11 protein-coding genes are annotated in these 18,058 nt (G+C 63.6%); 5 read left to right on the top strand and 6 right to left on the bottom strand.

Annotated elements, in window-relative coordinates; genetic code table 11:
- Positions 1 to 35: 35 nt before the first annotated feature.
- The gene (locus tag J0A91_RS10640) at positions 36 to 548 is read left to right on the top strand and encodes a MarR family winged helix-turn-helix transcriptional regulator (protein ID WP_069204898.1); all 513 of its coding nucleotides are present in this window, start codon (positions 36 to 38) and stop codon (positions 546 to 548) included.
- Positions 549 to 586: 38 nt separating this feature from the next.
- Here the strand turns inward: J0A91_RS10640 and J0A91_RS10645 are convergent, their stop codons facing one another.
- Both J0A91_RS10645 and pdxR read right to left on the bottom strand, forming a co-directional pair.
- Positions 587 to 1,693, bottom strand: a complete 1,107-nt coding sequence (locus J0A91_RS10645) for a helix-turn-helix transcriptional regulator (RefSeq protein WP_083224625.1) — start codon at positions 1,691 to 1,693, stop codon at positions 587 to 589.
- A 131-nt stretch (positions 1,694 to 1,824) separates the two neighbouring features.
- Positions 1,825 to 3,285 carry a MocR-like pyridoxine biosynthesis transcription factor PdxR gene (gene pdxR / locus J0A91_RS10650; RefSeq protein ID WP_069204899.1) on the bottom strand — a complete coding sequence of 487 codons (1,461 nt, stop codon included), beginning with the start codon at positions 3,283 to 3,285 and terminating at the stop codon, positions 1,825 to 1,827.
- A 141-nt stretch (positions 3,286 to 3,426) separates the two neighbouring features.
- Here pdxR and J0A91_RS10655 point away from each other — a divergent pair, with 141 nt between their 5' ends.
- Positions 3,427 to 4,062 carry an FMN-binding negative transcriptional regulator gene (locus J0A91_RS10655; RefSeq protein WP_069204900.1) on the top strand — a complete coding sequence of 212 codons (636 nt, stop codon included), beginning with the start codon at positions 3,427 to 3,429 and terminating at the stop codon, positions 4,060 to 4,062.
- A 6-nt stretch (positions 4,063 to 4,068) separates the two neighbouring features.
- Here J0A91_RS10655 and J0A91_RS10660 read toward each other — a convergent pair whose 3' ends face one another.
- From J0A91_RS10660 to J0A91_RS10670, 3 genes are all read right to left on the bottom strand, one after another.
- Positions 4,069 to 7,272 carry an amidohydrolase family protein gene (locus J0A91_RS10660; RefSeq protein ID WP_150126891.1) on the bottom strand — a complete coding sequence of 1,068 codons (3,204 nt, stop codon included), beginning with the start codon at positions 7,270 to 7,272 and terminating at the stop codon, positions 4,069 to 4,071.
- Between the two features lie 12 nt (positions 7,273 to 7,284).
- A complete protein-coding gene (locus tag J0A91_RS10665; RefSeq protein ID WP_069207222.1) occupies positions 7,285 to 10,017 on the bottom strand; it encodes a TonB-dependent receptor domain-containing protein in 2,733 nt (910 codons plus the stop codon).
- Between the two features lie 206 nt (positions 10,018 to 10,223).
- Positions 10,224 to 10,649, bottom strand: a complete 426-nt coding sequence (locus J0A91_RS10670; RefSeq protein ID WP_069204901.1) for an Lrp/AsnC family transcriptional regulator — start codon at positions 10,647 to 10,649, stop codon at positions 10,224 to 10,226.
- Between the two features lie 124 nt (positions 10,650 to 10,773).
- On the opposite strand from J0A91_RS10670, the gene J0A91_RS10675 reads away from it, so the two are divergent.
- Together J0A91_RS10675 and J0A91_RS10680 are read left to right on the top strand one after the other, a co-directional pair.
- Positions 10,774 to 11,817: an ornithine cyclodeaminase gene (locus J0A91_RS10675; protein WP_206365019.1), complete on the top strand. Its 1,044-nt coding sequence runs from the start codon at positions 10,774 to 10,776 to the stop codon at positions 11,815 to 11,817.
- A gap of 77 nt (positions 11,818 to 11,894) precedes the next feature.
- Positions 11,895 to 13,466: an amidase gene (locus J0A91_RS10680; RefSeq protein WP_083224626.1), complete on the top strand. Its 1,572-nt coding sequence runs from the start codon at positions 11,895 to 11,897 to the stop codon at positions 13,464 to 13,466.
- A 395-nt stretch (positions 13,467 to 13,861) separates the two neighbouring features.
- Here J0A91_RS10680 and J0A91_RS10685 read toward each other — a convergent pair whose 3' ends face one another.
- Complete coding sequence (locus J0A91_RS10685) at positions 13,862 to 16,189, bottom strand: bifunctional diguanylate cyclase/phosphodiesterase (RefSeq protein ID WP_069204902.1); 2,328 nt, start codon at positions 16,187 to 16,189, stop codon at positions 13,862 to 13,864.
- Positions 16,190 to 17,114: 925 nt separating this feature from the next.
- On the opposite strand from J0A91_RS10685, the gene istB reads away from it, so the two are divergent.
- Positions 17,115 to 17,780 (top strand): IS21-like element helper ATPase IstB, encoded by a 666-nt coding sequence (gene istB, locus J0A91_RS10690; protein ID WP_083224627.1) that lies wholly within the window; start codon positions 17,115 to 17,117, stop codon positions 17,778 to 17,780.
- Positions 17,781 to 18,058 lie beyond the last annotated feature (278 nt).

Consider the following 18,058-nt stretch of genomic DNA (forward strand, 5'->3'; position numbering starts at 1 on the left):
TATCTGTCGGTCGAATTGTCAGCCATGGAGCGAAGATGCCAACCGATTTCGAGGCGCGGCGAACAGAGGCGTCCCAAGCCGCGGACGACGAAGTCGGCGCTCACGCCCTGGCGATCATCAGCGTGCTTTATAATCGCGTTGTCGCCGGCGCGGCCGCGTCGGTGCGCAAACGGCTCGGGCTGAGCCTGACCGAAGCGAAGATCGTCTTCTTCGTCGGGGCGAGCGGGGCGATAACAGCGAACCAGCTTGCCCGGGACTTCGGTCTCGACAAGGCGGCGATCAGCCGCTGCATCACCCGCTTGATCGAAATGGGGCTGATCGTGTCGGAGCGGGACCGGCAGCATGCGGCGCGCAACCGGCTGTCCTTGACCGAGGCCGGGCAGGCGTCTTGCGAAGCGGTCGCTCACTTCACCTTCGCGCGCGAGAAGCACCTGCTGAGTGTCCTCAGCGCCATGGAACAGCGCGCTTTCCTCGAAAGTCTGCGCAAGATTCTGACGATGGTGGATTCGACCAACGCTCTGGTCGAGGCGGGTCATTTTTGGCCGTGATCGTCAAAAGATAAGGACTCCGCGCCTGCCGGCCGGCGTCACGTACGCGGCTGGCTGGTTTTGCGGCGCACTTTACTGGGTGATGCACCGAAATGCCGCTGAAACGCCACCGAGAAGCTGGAAGGGCGATTATAGCCGACGGCATAGGCGATCTGGATGATCGGATCGTCGCCTTCGCTCAGGAGAGCCAGCGCCTGCTTCATGCGGAGATCTCGAACATATTCATAGACCGACTGGCCGAGTATCTGACGAAAGCCCGTGCACAGGGCGCTTCGGCTCAATCCTACTTCGGCCGCGAGCTTCTCAAGGCAGGGTGGGTTGGCGAAATTCTCGGCAAGGAAGAGCCGGGCCTTCAACACGCCCTTTGGCATATGCTTGCTCGATTCCACCAAGCGAAGACACTCGCTTTGATCAAAGGCCTCAAGCGCCTGGCAGACGATCTCCAGTGCTTTCGATTGCAGGAACAGCCAGCGTAAGCGCCCTTCCAGCGAACAGGTGTGGACATCTTCCAGGCATCGCAACATGGCTCCGCTCAAGGCCAAAGTGCGACCGGACGTTTGCGAAAGCTCGCCTCCTAAAAAGGCTTGCAAAGCCGCCGGCAGTTCGTGCGCGCTGCCGCCATAGAGTGTCTCGAGCACTTCACGGTGCAGGATGATATAGACGTAGCGCGTGCAACCGTCGAACGTGATTTCAGCGGGAGCCGTGCCGGCTGGCTCAATGATGAGCACCGTGGCAGGCGCCTCGAAGCTTATCGGCTGGTTATCGGCCGGGACGTATTCGCCGTCGCCGCTACAGGCGAGGTAGATATGCAGACTGTCCGGAGAATCGAAATACACTGAACGCGGCGTATAATATTCCGAATCCACGGACATGAGGAAAAATCCATCAAGAAGGCCGCAGAACTCGTAGCTGCCCGCCGCGTCGGGCTCGTTCACGTGAACGCGATAATGGCTGTTGCCGTGTAGAACGAAGTCATCGGCCAGCCGTCGTTGATGCTCGCTTATGTCAAAAGCATAGTCCTCGACAGCGTATCGCACAGAAACCAGTGCGGCGTCTTTTGCCAGCGACGGAAAGCGGCGCGGCACAACGCGAACTGGCGCCGTATCGGCATCGCTCCGACCGTTGCTGCTGGACGTCACCGTCATACGTAACTGTGAGCACGGCAAAGCCGACCGTCAAGACGGCAGATGGTGTTTGCCTGGGGGGCGTCAGTTCGTCGGATCACCTCTGCGGGGTTCACTGGCAAAACCTGGCCGATCGTCTGGTCGGGGGCGTGTTAGCCGACTGCCGCGGCGAGCGCGGCTACCGCGCGAGACGCCTCAGCATCGTTCAGGCTGGCGAAGCCGATGCGCAGCCCGCGTTCCGCCGCATCGTTCGCCATGAAAGATCGCGATTCCGCGAAGCGCAGGTCGAGCGCGCGCGCGCGTCGCTCGATCTCGTCCATGTCGCGGCCGGGAAAGCGTAGCCAGAAGGCGAGGCCGCCATTGGGCAAATCGAACCTGATCCGGTCGCCGCAGGTCTCGCGCAGACGTTGTGCGAAGCCGAGCCGCCGCTCGGCATAGATCTGGCGCACTTTACGTGCGTGACGGCGCAATTCGCCGCTGGAGATCAGTTCTGCTGTCGCCTTCTCGGTGATGACATTGCCCATGCCGTCCGTAACCGAGATGCCGTGCGCGAGGCTGCGCATCAGCACTGGGGGCCCAACGACATAGCCGACCCGCAGCGCTGGCAACAGCAGCTTTGAGAGCGAACCGACATAGATGACCTGTTCCGGCGCATACGCCGCCATCGGCAGCAATGGCTGCGAGGCGAAGTGGAATTCATGGTCATAATCGTCTTCGATGATCGCAAAGCCGAACTGCCGCGCGAGATCGAGCAGCCGCAGGCGGCGCATCGGGCGCAGCGTGACGGTGGTCGGGAACTGATGATGTGGGGTAAGGAACAGCGCGCGGATGCGGTGCCGCCGACACAGCGCCTCGACTGCCGCGACATCAATACCCTCGTCGTCAAGCCGCACGGCGTGGACGCGCGCGCCGAGCATCGTGAAAGCGGCGACGGCAGGCTCATAGGTCAACGCTTCGACCAAGACGTGGTCGCCGGGCCGCAGCAGCGCCTGCGCGGTCAGGAAGATGCCGTTCTGACTGCCGCGCGTGATGCAGACATGGTCGGTGCTGACGTTGAGGCCGCGCTGGCTGCGCAGCATTTCGGCCACGCTCTCGCGGAGTTCGGCCAGGCCGAGCGGATCGCGATAGAGGAAGGCGTTCGACGCAGCCTTGGCGCGCACCGCATCGCGATAGGCATTGGTGAGGATGTCAGCAGGGAACAGGCGCCCGTCGGGCGCGCCTTCGTCGAGCTTGATGCCGCTGCCCGCAGGCAAGGCGAGCGGCCGCTCCGGCGGCGGCAGGATGTGATACTCCGCGCGATCGGTTCCCAAACTGCGGGGTGGTCGGCTAGGCTTACGCGTCGCGTCGGGATAGATCGGCGCAACCACCGTTCCGCGCGTCCCCGCCGAACTGAGCCAGCCTTGCGCGATCAGTTCTTCGTATGCGAGCACGACCGTCTTGCGGTTGACCCCGATGTCGGCTGCCAGTTCGCGGCTGCTCGGAAGGTAGGTCCCCGGTTCCAGCCGGCCGCTTTCGACATCGCGGATGATCGCGGCGATGATCTGCATATAGGCTGGCGTCTTCTTGCGGGTATCGACGCTCTGGCCGAGCGTGAGGGGAAGGCGGCGAAGCATTGGTTCAGAAAATTGGCCGGATTGGAGCGGTGTGAGCGCCAAGTCTAACGACTCCCATCTCGTCAGGCAATCCCAATTGGACCCGGTATCTGCGCGATCTTGGCCATTCCGGTGCGTCCTGTGACGCGCCAGAGTAGCGGCATGAGCAACTCCGCCCAGCCAGCCGGCGATGTAATCCCGGCAAAGTCCTTCGCGCACTTCACAACCGACGACGTTCGCGCGCTGGTCGCCGAATTCCCGCTCGCCTGGGTCTCGACGCCACGCGGGCCGATCGGCCTCGCCAGTCAATTGCCGCTGATCGGAGAATATGATGACGTGGGGCGGCTCAGCGCGCTCATCGGGCATCTCGCGCGCGCCAATCCGCTGGCGGAGGCCTTGGCCACGCAGCGGCGCTCGACGATCCTGTTCAGCGGGCCAAGCGGCTATGTCTCTCCCCAATATGCGGGACGACGCGACTGGGCGCCGACGTGGAACTACACGCAGTTGAAGATCCTAGCCGATATCGAGATCGGGCCGGATATCACGCCCTTCGCGCTGAAGGTGCTGATCGATGCGAGCGAGCACGGACGACCTGAGCCGTGGCGCATAGAGGAGATATTCAGCCGGTATCAGCGCATGGCAGCAGCCATCGTCGGTTTTCGCGCGACAGTCAGGACGCTCGAAGGCAAGTTCAAGCTCGGCCAGGACGAGCATATCGATACGCTTGGCCACATCCTCGCCATGCATCCCGATCCCGATCTGGTCCGCTGGATGCGCCGCTTCAATCCGGGCGCCTGATCGCGTTTACTTATCCTGCTGAAACCACAAACGGGGCACGGCGCGCTGACGCGGCCAGACCTCGTCGAGCGTCCCCGCATCATAGAGCCGGCCGTTCTTCATGACCTGTGCGATCTCGCGCGTATTGCGGACATCGGCGAGCGGATTCTTGGAAAGGATCAGGAGATCGGCGTATTTGCCGGGTTCCAGACTGCCGATATAGGCGGCGCGGCCGATCTGCTCGGCGCTGTCGATGGTCGCGGCGCGCAACACCTCGGCGGGTGTCGCGCCGCCGGTCACATAGGCTTCCATCTCGAAATGATACCCGAGCCCCTGCACCGTGCCGTGGCTGCCCATGCCGACGACCCCGCCGTTGCGGCGGATGGTGAGCGCGTCCGCGGCGAAGCGGTTCCACGTCTGGTCGATCGGGGGCACCCAAATACGGTTGCGCGAGCGTGCCTCAAGGACGCTGGTTGGGATGAAACGACGTAGCTTGGCGTCGTTCAGAAGATCGCCCGCGATGATGAAATTGCTGAGCGGCGGCGCACCGCCATAGAGCACGTTGAGCGTCGGCGAATAGCCGATCCGCGTTTTTGAATAGAGTGTCAGTACGTCCTTGCGGAGCGGCGTGATCGGCATGTTATGCTCGTTGCCGGCGAAGCCGTCGAGCGCGTGGCTGAGATTGAGGTTAAAGTCGCTGGCGCCTTCGGTTGTCGCCATCATGCCGAGTTCGGCAGTGGCCATTACCATATATTGCCGCTGGGTGCGGTTGCCGACCATATAGGATTTGATGTTGCGCGTGCGGTAATGGTCGCGATAGCGCGTCAGTACGTTGCGCGCATCGTCGAGCGAGTTGATCTCCGCATTGGAGAACACGCCCGGCCCGGTCGAAAAAGCGCGCGGACCGATCATCATGCCGGCATCGATCATGTCCTGATAGCCGAATACATCGACCGTGAAGGGCTGCACTTCCAGCGCCGATGTGACACCATAGGCAAGGTTGGCGAGGAAATCCCAGTGATTGGGGTCGAGAATCTCGCGGCGCGTCTCGAACCAATGCGCGTGGGTGTCGACGAAGCCGGGCACGATCCACCGGCCGCCCACGTCGCGGATCGTCGCGCCTGCCGGAACCGCGACGCTGCCAGTCGGGCCTACGGAAACGATGCGGTTGCCGGTGACGACGACATCCGCCTTTTCGATCACGTCGGCGCCATGCTCGGTGATGACGGTCGCGCCGCGCAGGACGATGCTGCCGCCCGGCACGTCGCGCGGCAGTTCGACGGACGCCTCGACGCTCGTGGCGCGCCGCTCGGACGCCCCCCCTTGCGAGACTGCGGCGAGTTCGGTCGGAAGCGTGCGCAGGGTTGAGCCGACCGACCACAGCACGCTTTCCCCGTCCCGGCTCCAGCCGAGATAGTCGGCACCGATCGCCGTCACTTTGGCGGCGGCGACCGGCAGGTGGCCGAGATCCATCTTCTGCGGTTCGGCTCCCAGGAGCGGCGGAACGTCGACGAGGTAGAGCTGCGAGGCGGCCTTGATCAGCATCCGGCTGCCGTCCGGGCTGAGCCGCGCATCCTCGGGCGGCACAGGCAGGTTCGCGAAATAGCGATTGCCGTTGAGGACGGTGAGGGACGCCTCCTTGCGCTTGCCCGCGCCATCCGCCGCGACCGACCAGATATCGCTGCCCGCCATGAAGCGCAGCCGCGTGCCCGCGCTGTCATAATCGAGAGCGCGCGCGCCCGTCGCGCTGGTGACGATGCGGGGAGCGCCGCCGCCGAGCGGAAATGTCAGGACATCGGTGGCGAGCGCAGCGCCTTGTTCACTCGCCAGATTCAGCCGTTCGGTCTGGCTCGCGCGCAGCGCGGCGACGCTCCGCCCATCCGGCGAGACGACCGGCTCGGTGTAGAAAGCCGGCGCGGTCGTGAGCCGGCGAGCCCGCCCACCGTGTGCCGGGATCGACCAGACCGCGCCGCCGCCCTGCGCATCCCATGTCACATAGACCAACGCACGGCCATCGGGCGTCCAGCTCGGCTGGAAGGCCATGCCTTCGACGCCGCCGACTGAAACGGGGCCGCCGCCTGCCGTCAGCGCCTGCACATAGAGCTTGCCGAGTGCCGCGAAGGCGACGCGCTTGGCATCGGGTGAAAAGCGCGGGGACTGGATGATGCGGACGCGCACCGGCCCGGTTTCGTCGGGCACGGCCACGCGCGTGTTCCTGCCGATCGTCATGTCCACCTTGGCGGTAAAGGGTACATCGCCCCGCGTACCATCAGCCAGCGCGACGCGGGTGATCTTTCCGCCGATCGCAGTCAGGATCGCCGTGTCGCCGGGCAGGAAGGTCACGCGCGGAACGAGATCGTTGTAATAGCCGCTGATCTGCGTGTCGTGATCGATTGGGACGGTCAACAGGCGATCCTCGCCAGTGACGAGATCCCGCAGCCGCAGGCCCGTCTCCGCGCCATTGCGGCTCGCATAGACCAGCTTGGTCCCGTCATGCGACACGGTGGGGCGCATCGCCGCGCCGGGCATGGCCGAGACGATCTTGTCCTCGGTCCCGGTAGCGAGATCGCGGCGCACGATCTCCCAATGCGGCAGCGGGCGAGCCGACCAGAGCGACCCGACTTTTCGCGAATAATAGAGGTACTTGCCGTCTGGAGAGGCGGTCGCGCCGATCACGTTGATGCGATCGTCGCCGCGCTCGGTGCCGGTCGGTTTCGCCTGCGTTATCTTGATGCCGCCGCCGCCGCGCATGTCATAGGCGTAGAGTTCGAACGCGAGGATGGCGTGTATCGTCCGGGAGACATAGACGAAGCGCCCGTCAGGCGACCAGGCGGGCGAGGTGTAGAGCGCCGGCCCGGCGTCGTTCGAGAGCTTTCGCGCATCGCTGCCATCGGCATTGGCGATCCAAAGGTTGTTCGCTCCGGCCCGGTCCGAAAGGAAGGCGATGTGTTTGCCATCGGGCGAGAAAACCGGCTGCGTTTCGAAAGCCTGTCCCGTCAGCAGCGGTCGCGCGGTGCCGCCGGCGATGTCGAGCGTGTAGATGTCGCCGAGCAGATCGAACAGGATCGTCTTGCCGTCCGGCGACACGTCGAGCGCCATCCAGGTGACTTCCGAGGTATCGAACTGCAGCCGCTCCGTCGGCGCGAGCGGGAGGGCCGGGGTCTGGCCAGCCGCACTGCTTCCCAATGCGATCGCGAGAGCGAGGAGAGAGCAGCGGGCGGCCCGGATCATGTTTCTGTTCCCTCAGAATTTGACGCGCGTGCCGATCGTCATGAACCGGCCGACCGTGTCGTAAAAAGGCGAGAAGCCCGATGCGATCGGCGGATCGCGATCGAACAGGTTGGAGACGTTGGCATAGATCTCCAGACCCGGCCCATGCGAGACGGGCACCTTCACGCTCGCTTGAAGATCGACGTAGGTATAGGCAGGCACGCGGTTGTTGGTGATGTTCTGGTTGCGGTTGTAGAAGCCGGGCGAGATGTAGCGCATCCGGACCAGCCCGCTGAACACGCTGTCGCCGTAGCCGATGCTGCCGTTCACCCGCCAGGACGGCATGCCGTTTACGAAGGCGTAGCTGGTATTGTCGACATATTCGATCCGGCTGATGCCGTCGTAGGTCGTGAGGCTGTCGACCCAGGTGCCGATCACACGGACGTTCAGCCGTCGTGCGTCGCTCAGCGCCAGGGTATAAGCAATCTCGCCATCGATGCCGTTGGTCTTGTACTGTGAGAGGTTTACAGAGTTCGACTGGACGCTGAGCAGATTGCCGCCCGCATCCCGGAACACGCGGCTGCACAGGTCGAGATTGCCCGCGCGGCAGCGGTTGACGAGATCCTGCGCGCTGACGGTTGTGATGACGTTGTTGATGGTGATGTCGAAATAATCGAGCGAGGCGGTAAGGCCGCGCAGCGGCGAGGTGGTGACGCCAGCGGTCCAGGTGTCGGCCTTTTCGGGCGTGAGATTCTGGTTCCCCCCGCCGTTGACGAGGGTGTTGACCGTGACCGTGCGGCCGTTGACGATATCGGTCACGTTCACATAGCTGATCGTCTGCGTCGAATAGAGTTCACTGAGCGAAGGCGCGCGAATGTCGCGCGAGCGGGTGACGCGGCCGACCACGCCGGGGAAGAATTCGTTGGTGGCGCCCAATTTCCACGACCAGATGCCACCGCTGTTGCGATAGTCCGAATAGCGTGCCGCGCCGTTGAACTCGAGGTTGCGCAGCAATGGCAGGTTCTTTGCCAGCGGCACGAGCAGTTCGGCAAAGCCCTCCTTCACGGAATCCTTGCCGTAGAGCGAACCGAACTGGAAGGTCGTGAAGGCGGAAGCCTGATCGAGCGCGCCCGCCGTCGAAGTGGTCCCTTCCCATCGGCTTTCCGCGCCTACCGCGGCCGAGACCGGCCCAGCCCACAGCGAGAATGGTTCGCCGCGCAGGCTGATGCCGGCGGTATCGAGCGTGCTCTTTGCGCGCGAGCTCGGCGTACCCGTGACATAGGCGATAGCCGCAGCAGACGGCGCGCCGTTGCCGAACAGATTGACCGGCACGCAATTGGTCGAGCTGTTGGTGAGCGCGATGCGGCAGATTGGCTGGCCCGTAACCGGGCTGATGACCGAATCCACCGCGTTGGCGAAGTTCTGGGTCAGGCGGAAACCGGGCGTGTCGAGATTGTTCTCGGATTCGCCGTGGCTGTAATAGGCGCTGTAGCGCAGCTTGCCCGCGAACGCCGTACCGTCGAGCGCGACCGTGCCCTGGATGGCGGGGCGGCGCACGTCGATCGTCGAATATGAGAGATCCGAATTGTATCGGCCCATCGTGAAGCTGGTCTGCCCCGCGGCGGCCAACTGGGCCTTGATCTCGGGACGCAGGAAGGCGTTGTCACTGCGAATGGTGATGTTGCCGCGATTGTGATCGCCGAACCAGGTATACTCGCCCCAGTAGCGCGAGTAGCGCAGCTCGGCGGTCAATTTCAGGTTGTTGGTGAGGTCGTAAGACAGCCGCGCCATGCCTGCGACGCGCTTCTGCGGGGTTATGAGGGGGCTACGGTCGTCGTCCGACGGGGCCTCGCCACCGATCATGTTGGTGCCAACCACCGTGCCGAGATCGGGCATGCGCAGCGTGCCGTCCGGGTTAAAGCTCCGGTTGCGCAGCACCCCCGAAGTGATCATTCCGCCGACCAGTGCATTGGCGTACCCGACATCGGTCGTCAGCGTCGAGGAACCATCGGCGTTGGGGATCAGCGCCCAGCGGCCGGTGTTGGCGCGCGCGGTCTTTTGGAGCAGGCCGTCATTCTCGAAATACTCGCCACCAATCATGAAATGGCCGCGCCCGTCCGCGAAATTGAAGCCGGCGGCGCCCTCGAAGCGATGCTGCGCGGCGTCGCCATAGGTCGAGATGCCGGCCTCGGCACCCAATTTTACGCCGGTCAGCTTGTCGTCGAGGCGGATGTTCACCACGCCCGCCACCGCACCCGAACCCCACGCCGCCGACGCGCCGCCGGTAACGATGTCGATATTCTTGACCAGCACCGAGGGAATCGTGCTGAGATCGTTCTCGCTGGAGAAGCGGCGGCCATCGATCAGCACCAAGGTGCGCGTCGCGCCCAGGCCGCGCAGATCGACCGGGAAGCGGCCGGCCTGCGCGTTGGTGCCCGAGGTTTGCGGCGACTGGCCTGCCTTGAACTGCGGCAGATCGGCGAGTGCTGCGCCAACGTTGGCGCGGCTGCCGACGCTCAGGTCTTCGGCGCTGACCCGGGTCAGCGGAGTCGGAGATTCGAAGCCGGGGCGGTCGATGCGCGAGCCCGAGACAACGATGTCCTGCTGCAGCTCCTCGGCTTGCTCGGCCGGCGCGTCGAGACCGGGTTTTTCCTGCGGCGCGGGCGGACCATCCTGAGCCCAGGCAGGCGCCGCGCCAGCCAGGAAGACCAGAGCGCCGCTGGCCAACCAGCGTGCGTGACGGGATTTGGTGGACCTGAGCTGCATGATAACCCCCTTGAGAATGTCGCGCGACCGTCCCTGTCGTGCGTCGCGATGGCCGGGCAGCTTGGTGCCGCTTCGTGTCATTGGAGGACAACCTTCGGGACCAAGCCGGTCTCCGAAACATCCAATTTGATAACCGGGCGGGGGTCCAGTCGATCGCGCAGGATGCATGTTGCCCGGCAGCCACATGATCCGTTTTGCAGGCGCGCCTAGGCGCTGCTGAGCAACAGGCTGGTCTCGCTATTGAGAATGCCCTCGATCGCGCGGATTTCGCGCAGGATGCGATCGAACGACTGGAGATCCTCGGCCGAGATCTCCGCGATCAGATCCCAGGTGCCATTGGTGGTATGTAGGGCGCGCAGTTCGGGGAAGCTGCGCAACTGACGAATGATCGCTGAGGTGGAGCGACCCGCCACCTCGATCATCATCACCGCGCGCAGGCCGTGGGTGCCGGTTGGTTCCTGCACCCGCACGGTGAAGCCCAGGATCGCGCCGCTGGCGAGCATGCGGTCAAGCCGCATCTGCACCGTCGCCCGCGACACCCCCAGCACGCTGGCGATTTTGGCGATCGGCGCGCGCCCGTCGCCGCGGAGTGTTGCAATGATACGCCGGTCGAGCTGATCCAGATTAAGCATAAGAAATGCTCGATCAGTTTTTGCAATATGTCAAATCCTATCCGACAAAACGAGCATGATGCGAATGTTCCTAATCATCCTGCGCGTCATACTGATGACCACGGGATTTCAGGGAGATGCGGATATGACGAGATTCATCGGTGTGGAAAGCCTCGCGGCGATGGTCCACGAGGTTGGCGTGGATACATTTCTGCGCGGACTGGCCGACTATATCGAGGCCGATTTTCTGCGCTGGTCGCAGTTCCACAAGGTGCCGCGTCATGCCAGCCATGGCGATATCGGCGTCGTCGAGCTGATGCCGATCAGCGACGATCGGCTGTTCGGCTTCAAATACGTCAACGGCCATCCATCAAACGGTCGACACAACTTGCTCACGGTCGCCGCATTCGGTGTGCTGTCGGACATGGCGACCGGCTATCCGCGCCTCATGAGCGAAATGACGTTGCTTACCGCCTTGCGTACCGCTGCGACTTCCGCGCTGGTCGCGCGGCGGCTGGCGAGGCCCGATAGCCGCGTGATGGCCATCATCGGCCTCGGCGCCCAGTCCGACTTCCAGGCGCTCGCCTTTCGCGCGCTGCTCGGTATCGAGCGGCTGCGGGTATACGACATCGACCCGGATTCGACCGCCAAGTTCGTTCGCAACATGAGCGCGCGCGGCTTCAGGATCGAGGTGTGCGACACGAGCCAGGATGCGGTGGTCGGCGCGGATATCATCACGACAGCGACCGCGGACAAGCGCAACGCCACGATCCTGTCGTCCAACATGGTCGGCGCGGGGGTTCACATCAACGCCATTGGCGGCGATTGTCCCGGCAAGACCGAATTGCAGCGCGACATTCTCTCGCGCGCCGCGGTGTTCGTCGAGCTGGAGGAGCAGACCCGGATCGAGGGCGAGTTGCAGCAGATGCCGGCGACGTTCCCCGTTACCGAGATTTGGCAGGTGCTGGCGGGAATGGCGGAGGGCCGCACCGATGCTGATCAGATCACGCTGTTCGACTCGGTCGGCTTCGCGCTCGAGGACTTCTCGGCACTGCGCTATCTCGATGATCTCGCGCGGGATTCATCGCACGTTGTCGAGATCGACCTTATCGCCGCGCCGAGCGTTCCGGTGGACCTGTTCGGGCTGCTGGAAGCCCATCGCGCGCCCGTGCCGCTGCTGGCGGCCTGACTGAAATGGCATTGGTCCCCGCCGGCCGTCGCGTCTTGGAGGTGTCGCCGCGCCGAATCGGCTCTGTAGGCTAGGATATGGACGATCCCGACCAGCCCAGCCCGTCGCTGTCACGGCGCACTTTCATGACCGCACCGGCGGCGTTCGCGGCGACGCAGGCGCTCGCGGCACCCGGAAGCGCGGGCACGGCACGAGAGCGGAGCCGGGACGCGGAGATCCTGGCCATGGGGGCGACCGATCTCGCTGCAGCACTTCGCCGCCGCGACCTGTCGAGCCGGGAGTTGATGGCCGCGCACCTCGATCGCACCGACCGGCTCAATCCGCGCTTCAACGCGATCGTCTCGCGCGTGCCGGCCGATCACCTGATGAAAGCAGCGGCGGCGTGCGATGCGGATGCCGCGGCGGGTCGATTCCGGGGGCCGCTTCACGGCTTTCCTCACGCCGTGAAGGACACCGCCCCAACGCGCGGCATCCGCACCACGCAAGGGTCGCCGATCCTGCGCGATAACATCCCGACGGCGGATTCGCTGGTGGTGTCACGGATGCGCGGGGCGGGTGCGATCTTTGTCGGCAAGAGCAACGTGCCCGAGTTTGCGCTCGGCTCCCACAGCTTCAATCCCGTCTTCGGGGTGACGCGAAACGCATGGAATCCCGCGGTCGCGGCAGGCGGCAGCACCGGCGGTGGCGCGGTGGCCCTGGCGCTGCGGATGGTGCCGTTGGCCGATGGCAGCGATTTTGGCGGATCGTTGCGCAATCCCGCGGGGTGGAACAACATCTTCGGTTTCCGTCCCTCCTTCGGACGCGTACCGTCGGCACCGTCGAGCGACGTGTTCGGGCAGACCTTCGCCACCTCCGGCCCGCTCGGGCGGCATGTCCGCGATGTCGCTTTGCTGCTGTCAGTGCAGGCAGGCCCCGATCCACGGGCGCCGTTTTCGCTGCCCGATGATCCCGCGCGCTTCGCAGGATCGCTCGAACGCGCGTGGAAGGGCGGTCGGATCGGCTGGCTCGGGGATCTTCAAGGGGCTCTCCCGACAGAGCCGGGCGTGATGGAGACCTGCACGCACGCGCTCTCCGCCTTCCGCGACATTGGCATGGTGGTCGAGGAGGCGAAGCTGCCGCTCTCTGCCGAGGAGATGTGGCGCACCGCCGTCACGCTGCGTTTCTGGTCGGTCGGCGCCGATCTGATCGGCTATTACGACGATCCCGCCAAGCGCGCCTTGCTCAAGCCCGAAGCGATCTACGAGATCGAGGGCTATCGCGCGTTGACCGGTCGCCAGGTCGCCGAGGCTTCAGAGGGCAGGAGCCGTATCTATCAGGCGTTCCGCACGCTGTTTGAGCGCTATGATTTCGTGGTGCTGCCGAGCGCGCAGGTCTTCCCATTCGCGGTTGAGGAACGCTGGCCGCGCGAGATCGCGGGCCGAGCGATGGACAGCTACCATCGTTGGATGGAGGTTACCCTGCCAGTTACCATGGCGGGCCTGCCGGCGCTGGCAGTGCCGGCGGGCTTCGGTGGCGCGAAGAACCTGCCGATCGGACTGCAGATTGTCGGACCGAACCATGCCGATCTGGCCGTGCTCCAGGTCGGGCACGCCTATGAGCAGGCCTTCCCCTGGATCGCGAGATCCTTGCCCGAGCCACTGCGCACCTGAACTGGAAGGCGAAAAGTGTCATGATCTCGTCGGGGCTCGCACCGTACCTCCCGGTCCGACTTCGCTTGCGGATGAACAGCCGGAGGTGGTTCAGCAATAGCGCATCGGGTTCTGGCCCTGTCCAGAACCGCCTTGGCGCGCTCGGTTCGGTGTAGGCGGAGGCGCAAGCGCTGGTGCTCGACAGGTCATGATGCGGCAACGCGCGACCGGACGGGTACTATGCGATCAGTCTTAGACTTTGGATGCCGAACGAGAAAGGGCGGGGCCACGTGGCAGCCCCTTGATCCGAAAACCCTCAGGTGAGGAGTTGGAGCCTCCGGCAAACCCGGGGCGGTTCAGGGCGTCCACAGATGGGTCTACGAAGGTTGGGCTACGTCGGTGCTGTATTGATCGGTTCAGCCACCGACCACGTGCAGTTGAGGCGCGATCGTCACAGTCTCGGTGGGAATGCCGAAGAGATAGCCCTGCGCCTGGGCACACCCCGCCTCGAGCACCAGCCGATGCTGCGTGTCTGTTTCAACGCCCTCCGCTACGATCGGCAGCGCCAAACTCTTGCCGAGACTGACAATCGCCCGGATGATCGAACGCGCAGCTTCGTCGTGCTCCATTGCGGCGACGAAACTGCGATCGATCTTAATCTTGTCAAAGGGGAAAGCCTGAAGATTGCTCAGCGAAGAGTAGCCTGTTCCGAAATCATCCATGACGATTGCTACGCCACGACGTTTAAGACGGCGCAGCGTCGCTAGCGCGATCACGCGATTGCGCAGCATGACGCTCTCCGTCACCTCGAGCTCCAAGCGGTGAGGTGAAAGCCCACTATCGCGCAGGGCCGCTTCCACAACGTCGACTAGGCTGGGCAGCTCAAATTGCAGAGCCGAGACGTTCACGGCGATGCTAAGATGCTCGGCCCACCGCGAAGCGATTTCGCATGCTCTGCGTAGAACCCACTCACCGATGGGCACGATCGCCCCAACCTCTTCGGCGATCGGGATGAACGTTTGGGGCGGAACGTGCCCATGAATTGGATGCTGCCAGCGTAGCAACGCCTCATATCCGATAATATGGGATGTCGCGGTGGCGACGATGGGCTGAAACACGAGGCGCAATTCGTCTCGGGCAATCACGTGGCGGAGCTCATGTGCGAGCTCGCGTCGCTTCCGGACATGACGGTCCATTTCCTGATCAAAGAAGCAGGCATTGCCGCGGCCTGCTTCTTTCGCTTGATACAGCGCGACATCGGCATGGTGGCGCAGTTCCGCGGCGGATCGCGCGTCGCGTGGAAACAAGGCCACACCAATACTGACCCCGACCGCTGTCGGGTCCTGTGCAATGTCCATTTCATGTGCGAACGTATCAAGAATGCGCTGCGCGAGCTGTCTGGCGGCGGACACCTCAGTGACTCCGTGCTGAATGATGAGAAATTCGTCCCCACCAACTCGTGCAACAAGGTCGGTGTCACCGGTCGTTCTCGCCAGCAGTCCCGCCACCCTGCAAAGCATTTGATCACCGGCTGCGTGACCGAAAGTATCGTTCACGACCTTGAACCGGTCCAGATCGAGCGCAAACAGCGCGAAAGCTTTGTTGTTGCTCGCAAGGTTATCGAGCGCTGTCGAGAATTGCGTGCGATTGGGTAAGCCAGTCAGAGCATCATGCGCTGCAAGATGCTCGATCTGACGTTCGGCCAGCTTTCGGTCGGTCAAGTCCCGAACTGCCAGCACCTTACAAGAACGACCGCGGTACTCGACCGCATGCGGCGCAATCTCGATCACCCGCTCGTCGCCGTTTTCGTGCCGTATCACCGCCTCCGCGAGACGATCTCTTGTCGCGTCGAGCGGCTGTCCGTCACTCGGTATCAGCCACCGGGCGGGATCGGTGCCGATCAACTCCGCCTGGGAGCGTTCGAGCAGCTTCGCCAGCCGCGAATTGACCTCGACGATGCGTCCTCCACTGATGATGGCGAGGCCTTCCAGCGTGGCGTCGGCGATGCCACGCAAGTCAGTAAGCATGCGGTCGAGGAATGCACCGGCCAGGGCCGACGCGATCAAGCCTAGCGCCGCCGCAACGATCACCGGCACGAGCCAGTCGTTTGCGTTTCTGATCGCCCCTAAGCTTTGAACGGGACTGGGGATTAGCGTCGTAGCCGACATCGCCGTGTAGTGAAGCGCCAAAACGCCGAACATGGCCAGGGACGCCGGGACAGCGATGCGGACCCGGCCCTTCAATCGTCCGAAACTGGCAAACGCAGCCACGAACGCCGCGCTTACCAGGATAATCGCTGGGGCTATCATAGACCAATTGTAGAGCCTGACGGCAGGCGCCACGATGGCGGCCATGCCCGCGAAATGCATCGCTATGACGCCGCCGGCGGCGAGCAAACCTGCCGCCAAGCTGGAGCCCATGCCGAACTGGCGCCCAGCAACCCTCAACGCCGCCCAGAAGAACAACACGGCGAGCACAGCCGAGGCGGCGGTGCGCCCGGGCTCGAAACGGAGCGGCAGCAGGCCATCGTAAGCCAGCATCGCGATGAAGTGAGTCGCCCAAACGCCGACGCCCGCCGCGACCGCTGCGATTGCCAGCCAAAACTGCCTGCGCGACTCAATACAGTCTGTCGAACGTTCCAGCAGCAGGAATAGTGTGAAGCTGCCCAGGAGCCACACGAGGGCCGCGAGCAGGACCAGCCGCACATCGTGCTGACCTGCCACGCATTCGAACACGGTGAACATCACGCACCCCTTGACCTGCCCGCCGCTAGCCCCTCGATCATATTGAGAGCCTAAAGGTTGAATATTCCTGTACGCTTGCCTCGACCTGAGGTGGTGCCGGTTTTTTGGACAGGAGGCTAAGCTACTCTCGACGTGAGGAAAGGATGAGAATGAAGACGACGAGAAAGCGTTACAGCGCGGAGTTCAAGGCAAAGGTTCCGCTGGAGGCGGGGGGCGTGGCTAGAAGCGCGCTAATCACCTCCTACCGAGCAACGGTTAAGATTTGCTGAAGCCATTGCGTTGACCCCACGTTTGCCTATTCCACTGCTGCAACTCTGGGCTACGGTGCTTCCCAACCGCCTGAGTCTCCCCGGGGCAGGCGGTGAGAGCGGGGCCTATGCCGCCCATCGGCCCGGCTCTCTATTCCCTGTTGTCGAGCGCCGTGCGTTCGAAGCCGGTCGAGCCGGTCGAGCCGGTCGATGATATCGAGGAACCGGGCGACGCCGGCTTAGTCCCCGTCTGCGTCCATCTGCGTAATGTGCTCTGGCACCAACCGACCGACCGGTGCCGGTGATGACGCGGGCTTGCCGAAATTAAAGCTCATCGCTACTCGAAAAAGGCGATGAGCCGAGCCGGATTGTCGTTCAATTGAGGCATTTCTAGCGCTGACGTGCAGCGAGGTCGGAGCATCACCGTGTCCCATGACAATATCCGTGCGAACGCTTGGCTCGCTGTCAATTTTCATCACGGGCATCTTCTGGATTGCGGTCGGTTATGTCGCATATGAGCCACTAAAATCCGACCTGTCGTCGTACTCGCACTGGCTCAAGCTCTCGGTTCTCTCGAAGCCATAGCGTACCGCCAGGCGCGGTAGCACCCGTTGCTACTCAGACCCCGACTTTTATGAGGCCGTTGGCCGACGCATGGCGAGCCAGGGAGCAAACCGATGACCGAAGTGCTTGATCGGATCCGTTCAAGCCTCGTTGGGCTTCGCATGCCCATGGCGCTCGAGGCGCTCGATCACATGATGCGATGTCTTGAGCGCGGCGAAATACCCGCGCTTGAAGCCGTCGACGGGCTGCTGTCCCAAGAATACAGTAACCGGGAAGGCCGACGTGTCACAATGGGCATGAAGACCGCCAGGCTCGTCCCGATCAAGACGATCGAAGGCTTCGACTTCTCGTTCCAGCCGTCGCTCGACCGGGGACGGATCCTGGCGCTCGCGCAACTCGACTTCGTCGAACGGGCAGAGGTCGTTCATCTGCTCGGCCCCCCGGGCACCGGCAAGAGCCATCTCGCCACAGCGCTTGGCGTCGAGGCGGTCCGTGCCGGAAAGCGCGTCTATGGCGCGACCCTGGCGGAAGTGATCGACATGCTGAGCCGCGCCGAACGTGACGGACGCCTTCCAGAAAGGCTGCGGTTCTTCAGCCGTAATAGCCTGCTGATCATCGATGAGATCGGCTATCTGCCGATCACCCCCGGCGGCGCCAACCTCTTCTTCCAACTCGTCAACCACCGCTACGAAAAGGGGGCGATGATCCTGACCTCCAATCGCGGCTTTGCCGAATGGGGCGAGGTCTTCGGCGAGCCCAACATCGGGCAATACCCCTGATATCGATCGGCCTATCTCTTATGTGACCGTCACGTCGCGCCGCCACGCACTGTTTGGACAACGGCTTGAGCTCCTCCAGTTCGACTCCGATCGAGGGCCGACCTGGGTGACGGTGCGGGTGCCGAACGGCAGTCGCCGCAACATTCGTCGTGCTCTGACCGATCTGGCGCAGCCTCTGACTGACTCGAAATCGCCTCCGCTGATCTCAGGCCGCATCCTTCTGCGAGTCGTCAATCATGCCGAGGCGTTGTCGCGGCGCCTTGAGGAGGAAAAGCGTA

The sequence above is a fragment of the Sphingomonas panacis genome (assembly GCF_001717955.1).
In the GTDB taxonomy this organism is placed as follows: Bacteria; Pseudomonadota; Alphaproteobacteria; order Sphingomonadales; family Sphingomonadaceae; genus Sphingomonas; species Sphingomonas panacis.

Excerpts from the sequence above, each read along its gene's own strand:
- J0A91_RS10640 (WP_069204898.1), top strand. The coding sequence starts at position 36 with ATGCCAACCGATTTCGAGGCGCGGCGAACAGAGGCGTCCCAAGCCGCG.
- J0A91_RS10645 (WP_083224625.1), bottom strand. The coding sequence starts at position 1,693 with ATGACGGTGACGTCCAGCAGCAACGGTCGGAGCGATGCCGATACGGCG.
- pdxR (WP_069204899.1), bottom strand. The coding sequence starts at position 3,285 with ATGCTTCGCCGCCTTCCCCTCACGCTCGGCCAGAGCGTCGATACCCGC.
- J0A91_RS10655 (WP_069204900.1), top strand. The coding sequence starts at position 3,427 with ATGAGCAACTCCGCCCAGCCAGCCGGCGATGTAATCCCGGCAAAGTCC.
- J0A91_RS10660 (WP_150126891.1), bottom strand. The coding sequence starts at position 7,272 with ATGATCCGGGCCGCCCGCTGCTCTCTCCTCGCTCTCGCGATCGCATTG.
- J0A91_RS10665 (WP_069207222.1), bottom strand. The coding sequence starts at position 10,017 with ATGCAGCTCAGGTCCACCAAATCCCGTCACGCACGCTGGTTGGCCAGC.
- J0A91_RS10670 (WP_069204901.1), bottom strand. The coding sequence starts at position 10,649 with ATGCTTAATCTGGATCAGCTCGACCGGCGTATCATTGCAACACTCCGC.
- J0A91_RS10675 (WP_206365019.1), top strand. The coding sequence starts at position 10,774 with ATGACGAGATTCATCGGTGTGGAAAGCCTCGCGGCGATGGTCCACGAG.
- J0A91_RS10680 (WP_083224626.1), top strand. The coding sequence starts at position 11,895 with ATGGACGATCCCGACCAGCCCAGCCCGTCGCTGTCACGGCGCACTTTC.
- J0A91_RS10685 (WP_069204902.1), bottom strand. The coding sequence starts at position 16,189 with ATGTTCACCGTGTTCGAATGCGTGGCAGGTCAGCACGATGTGCGGCTG.
- istB (WP_083224627.1), top strand. The coding sequence starts at position 17,115 with ATGACCGAAGTGCTTGATCGGATCCGTTCAAGCCTCGTTGGGCTTCGC.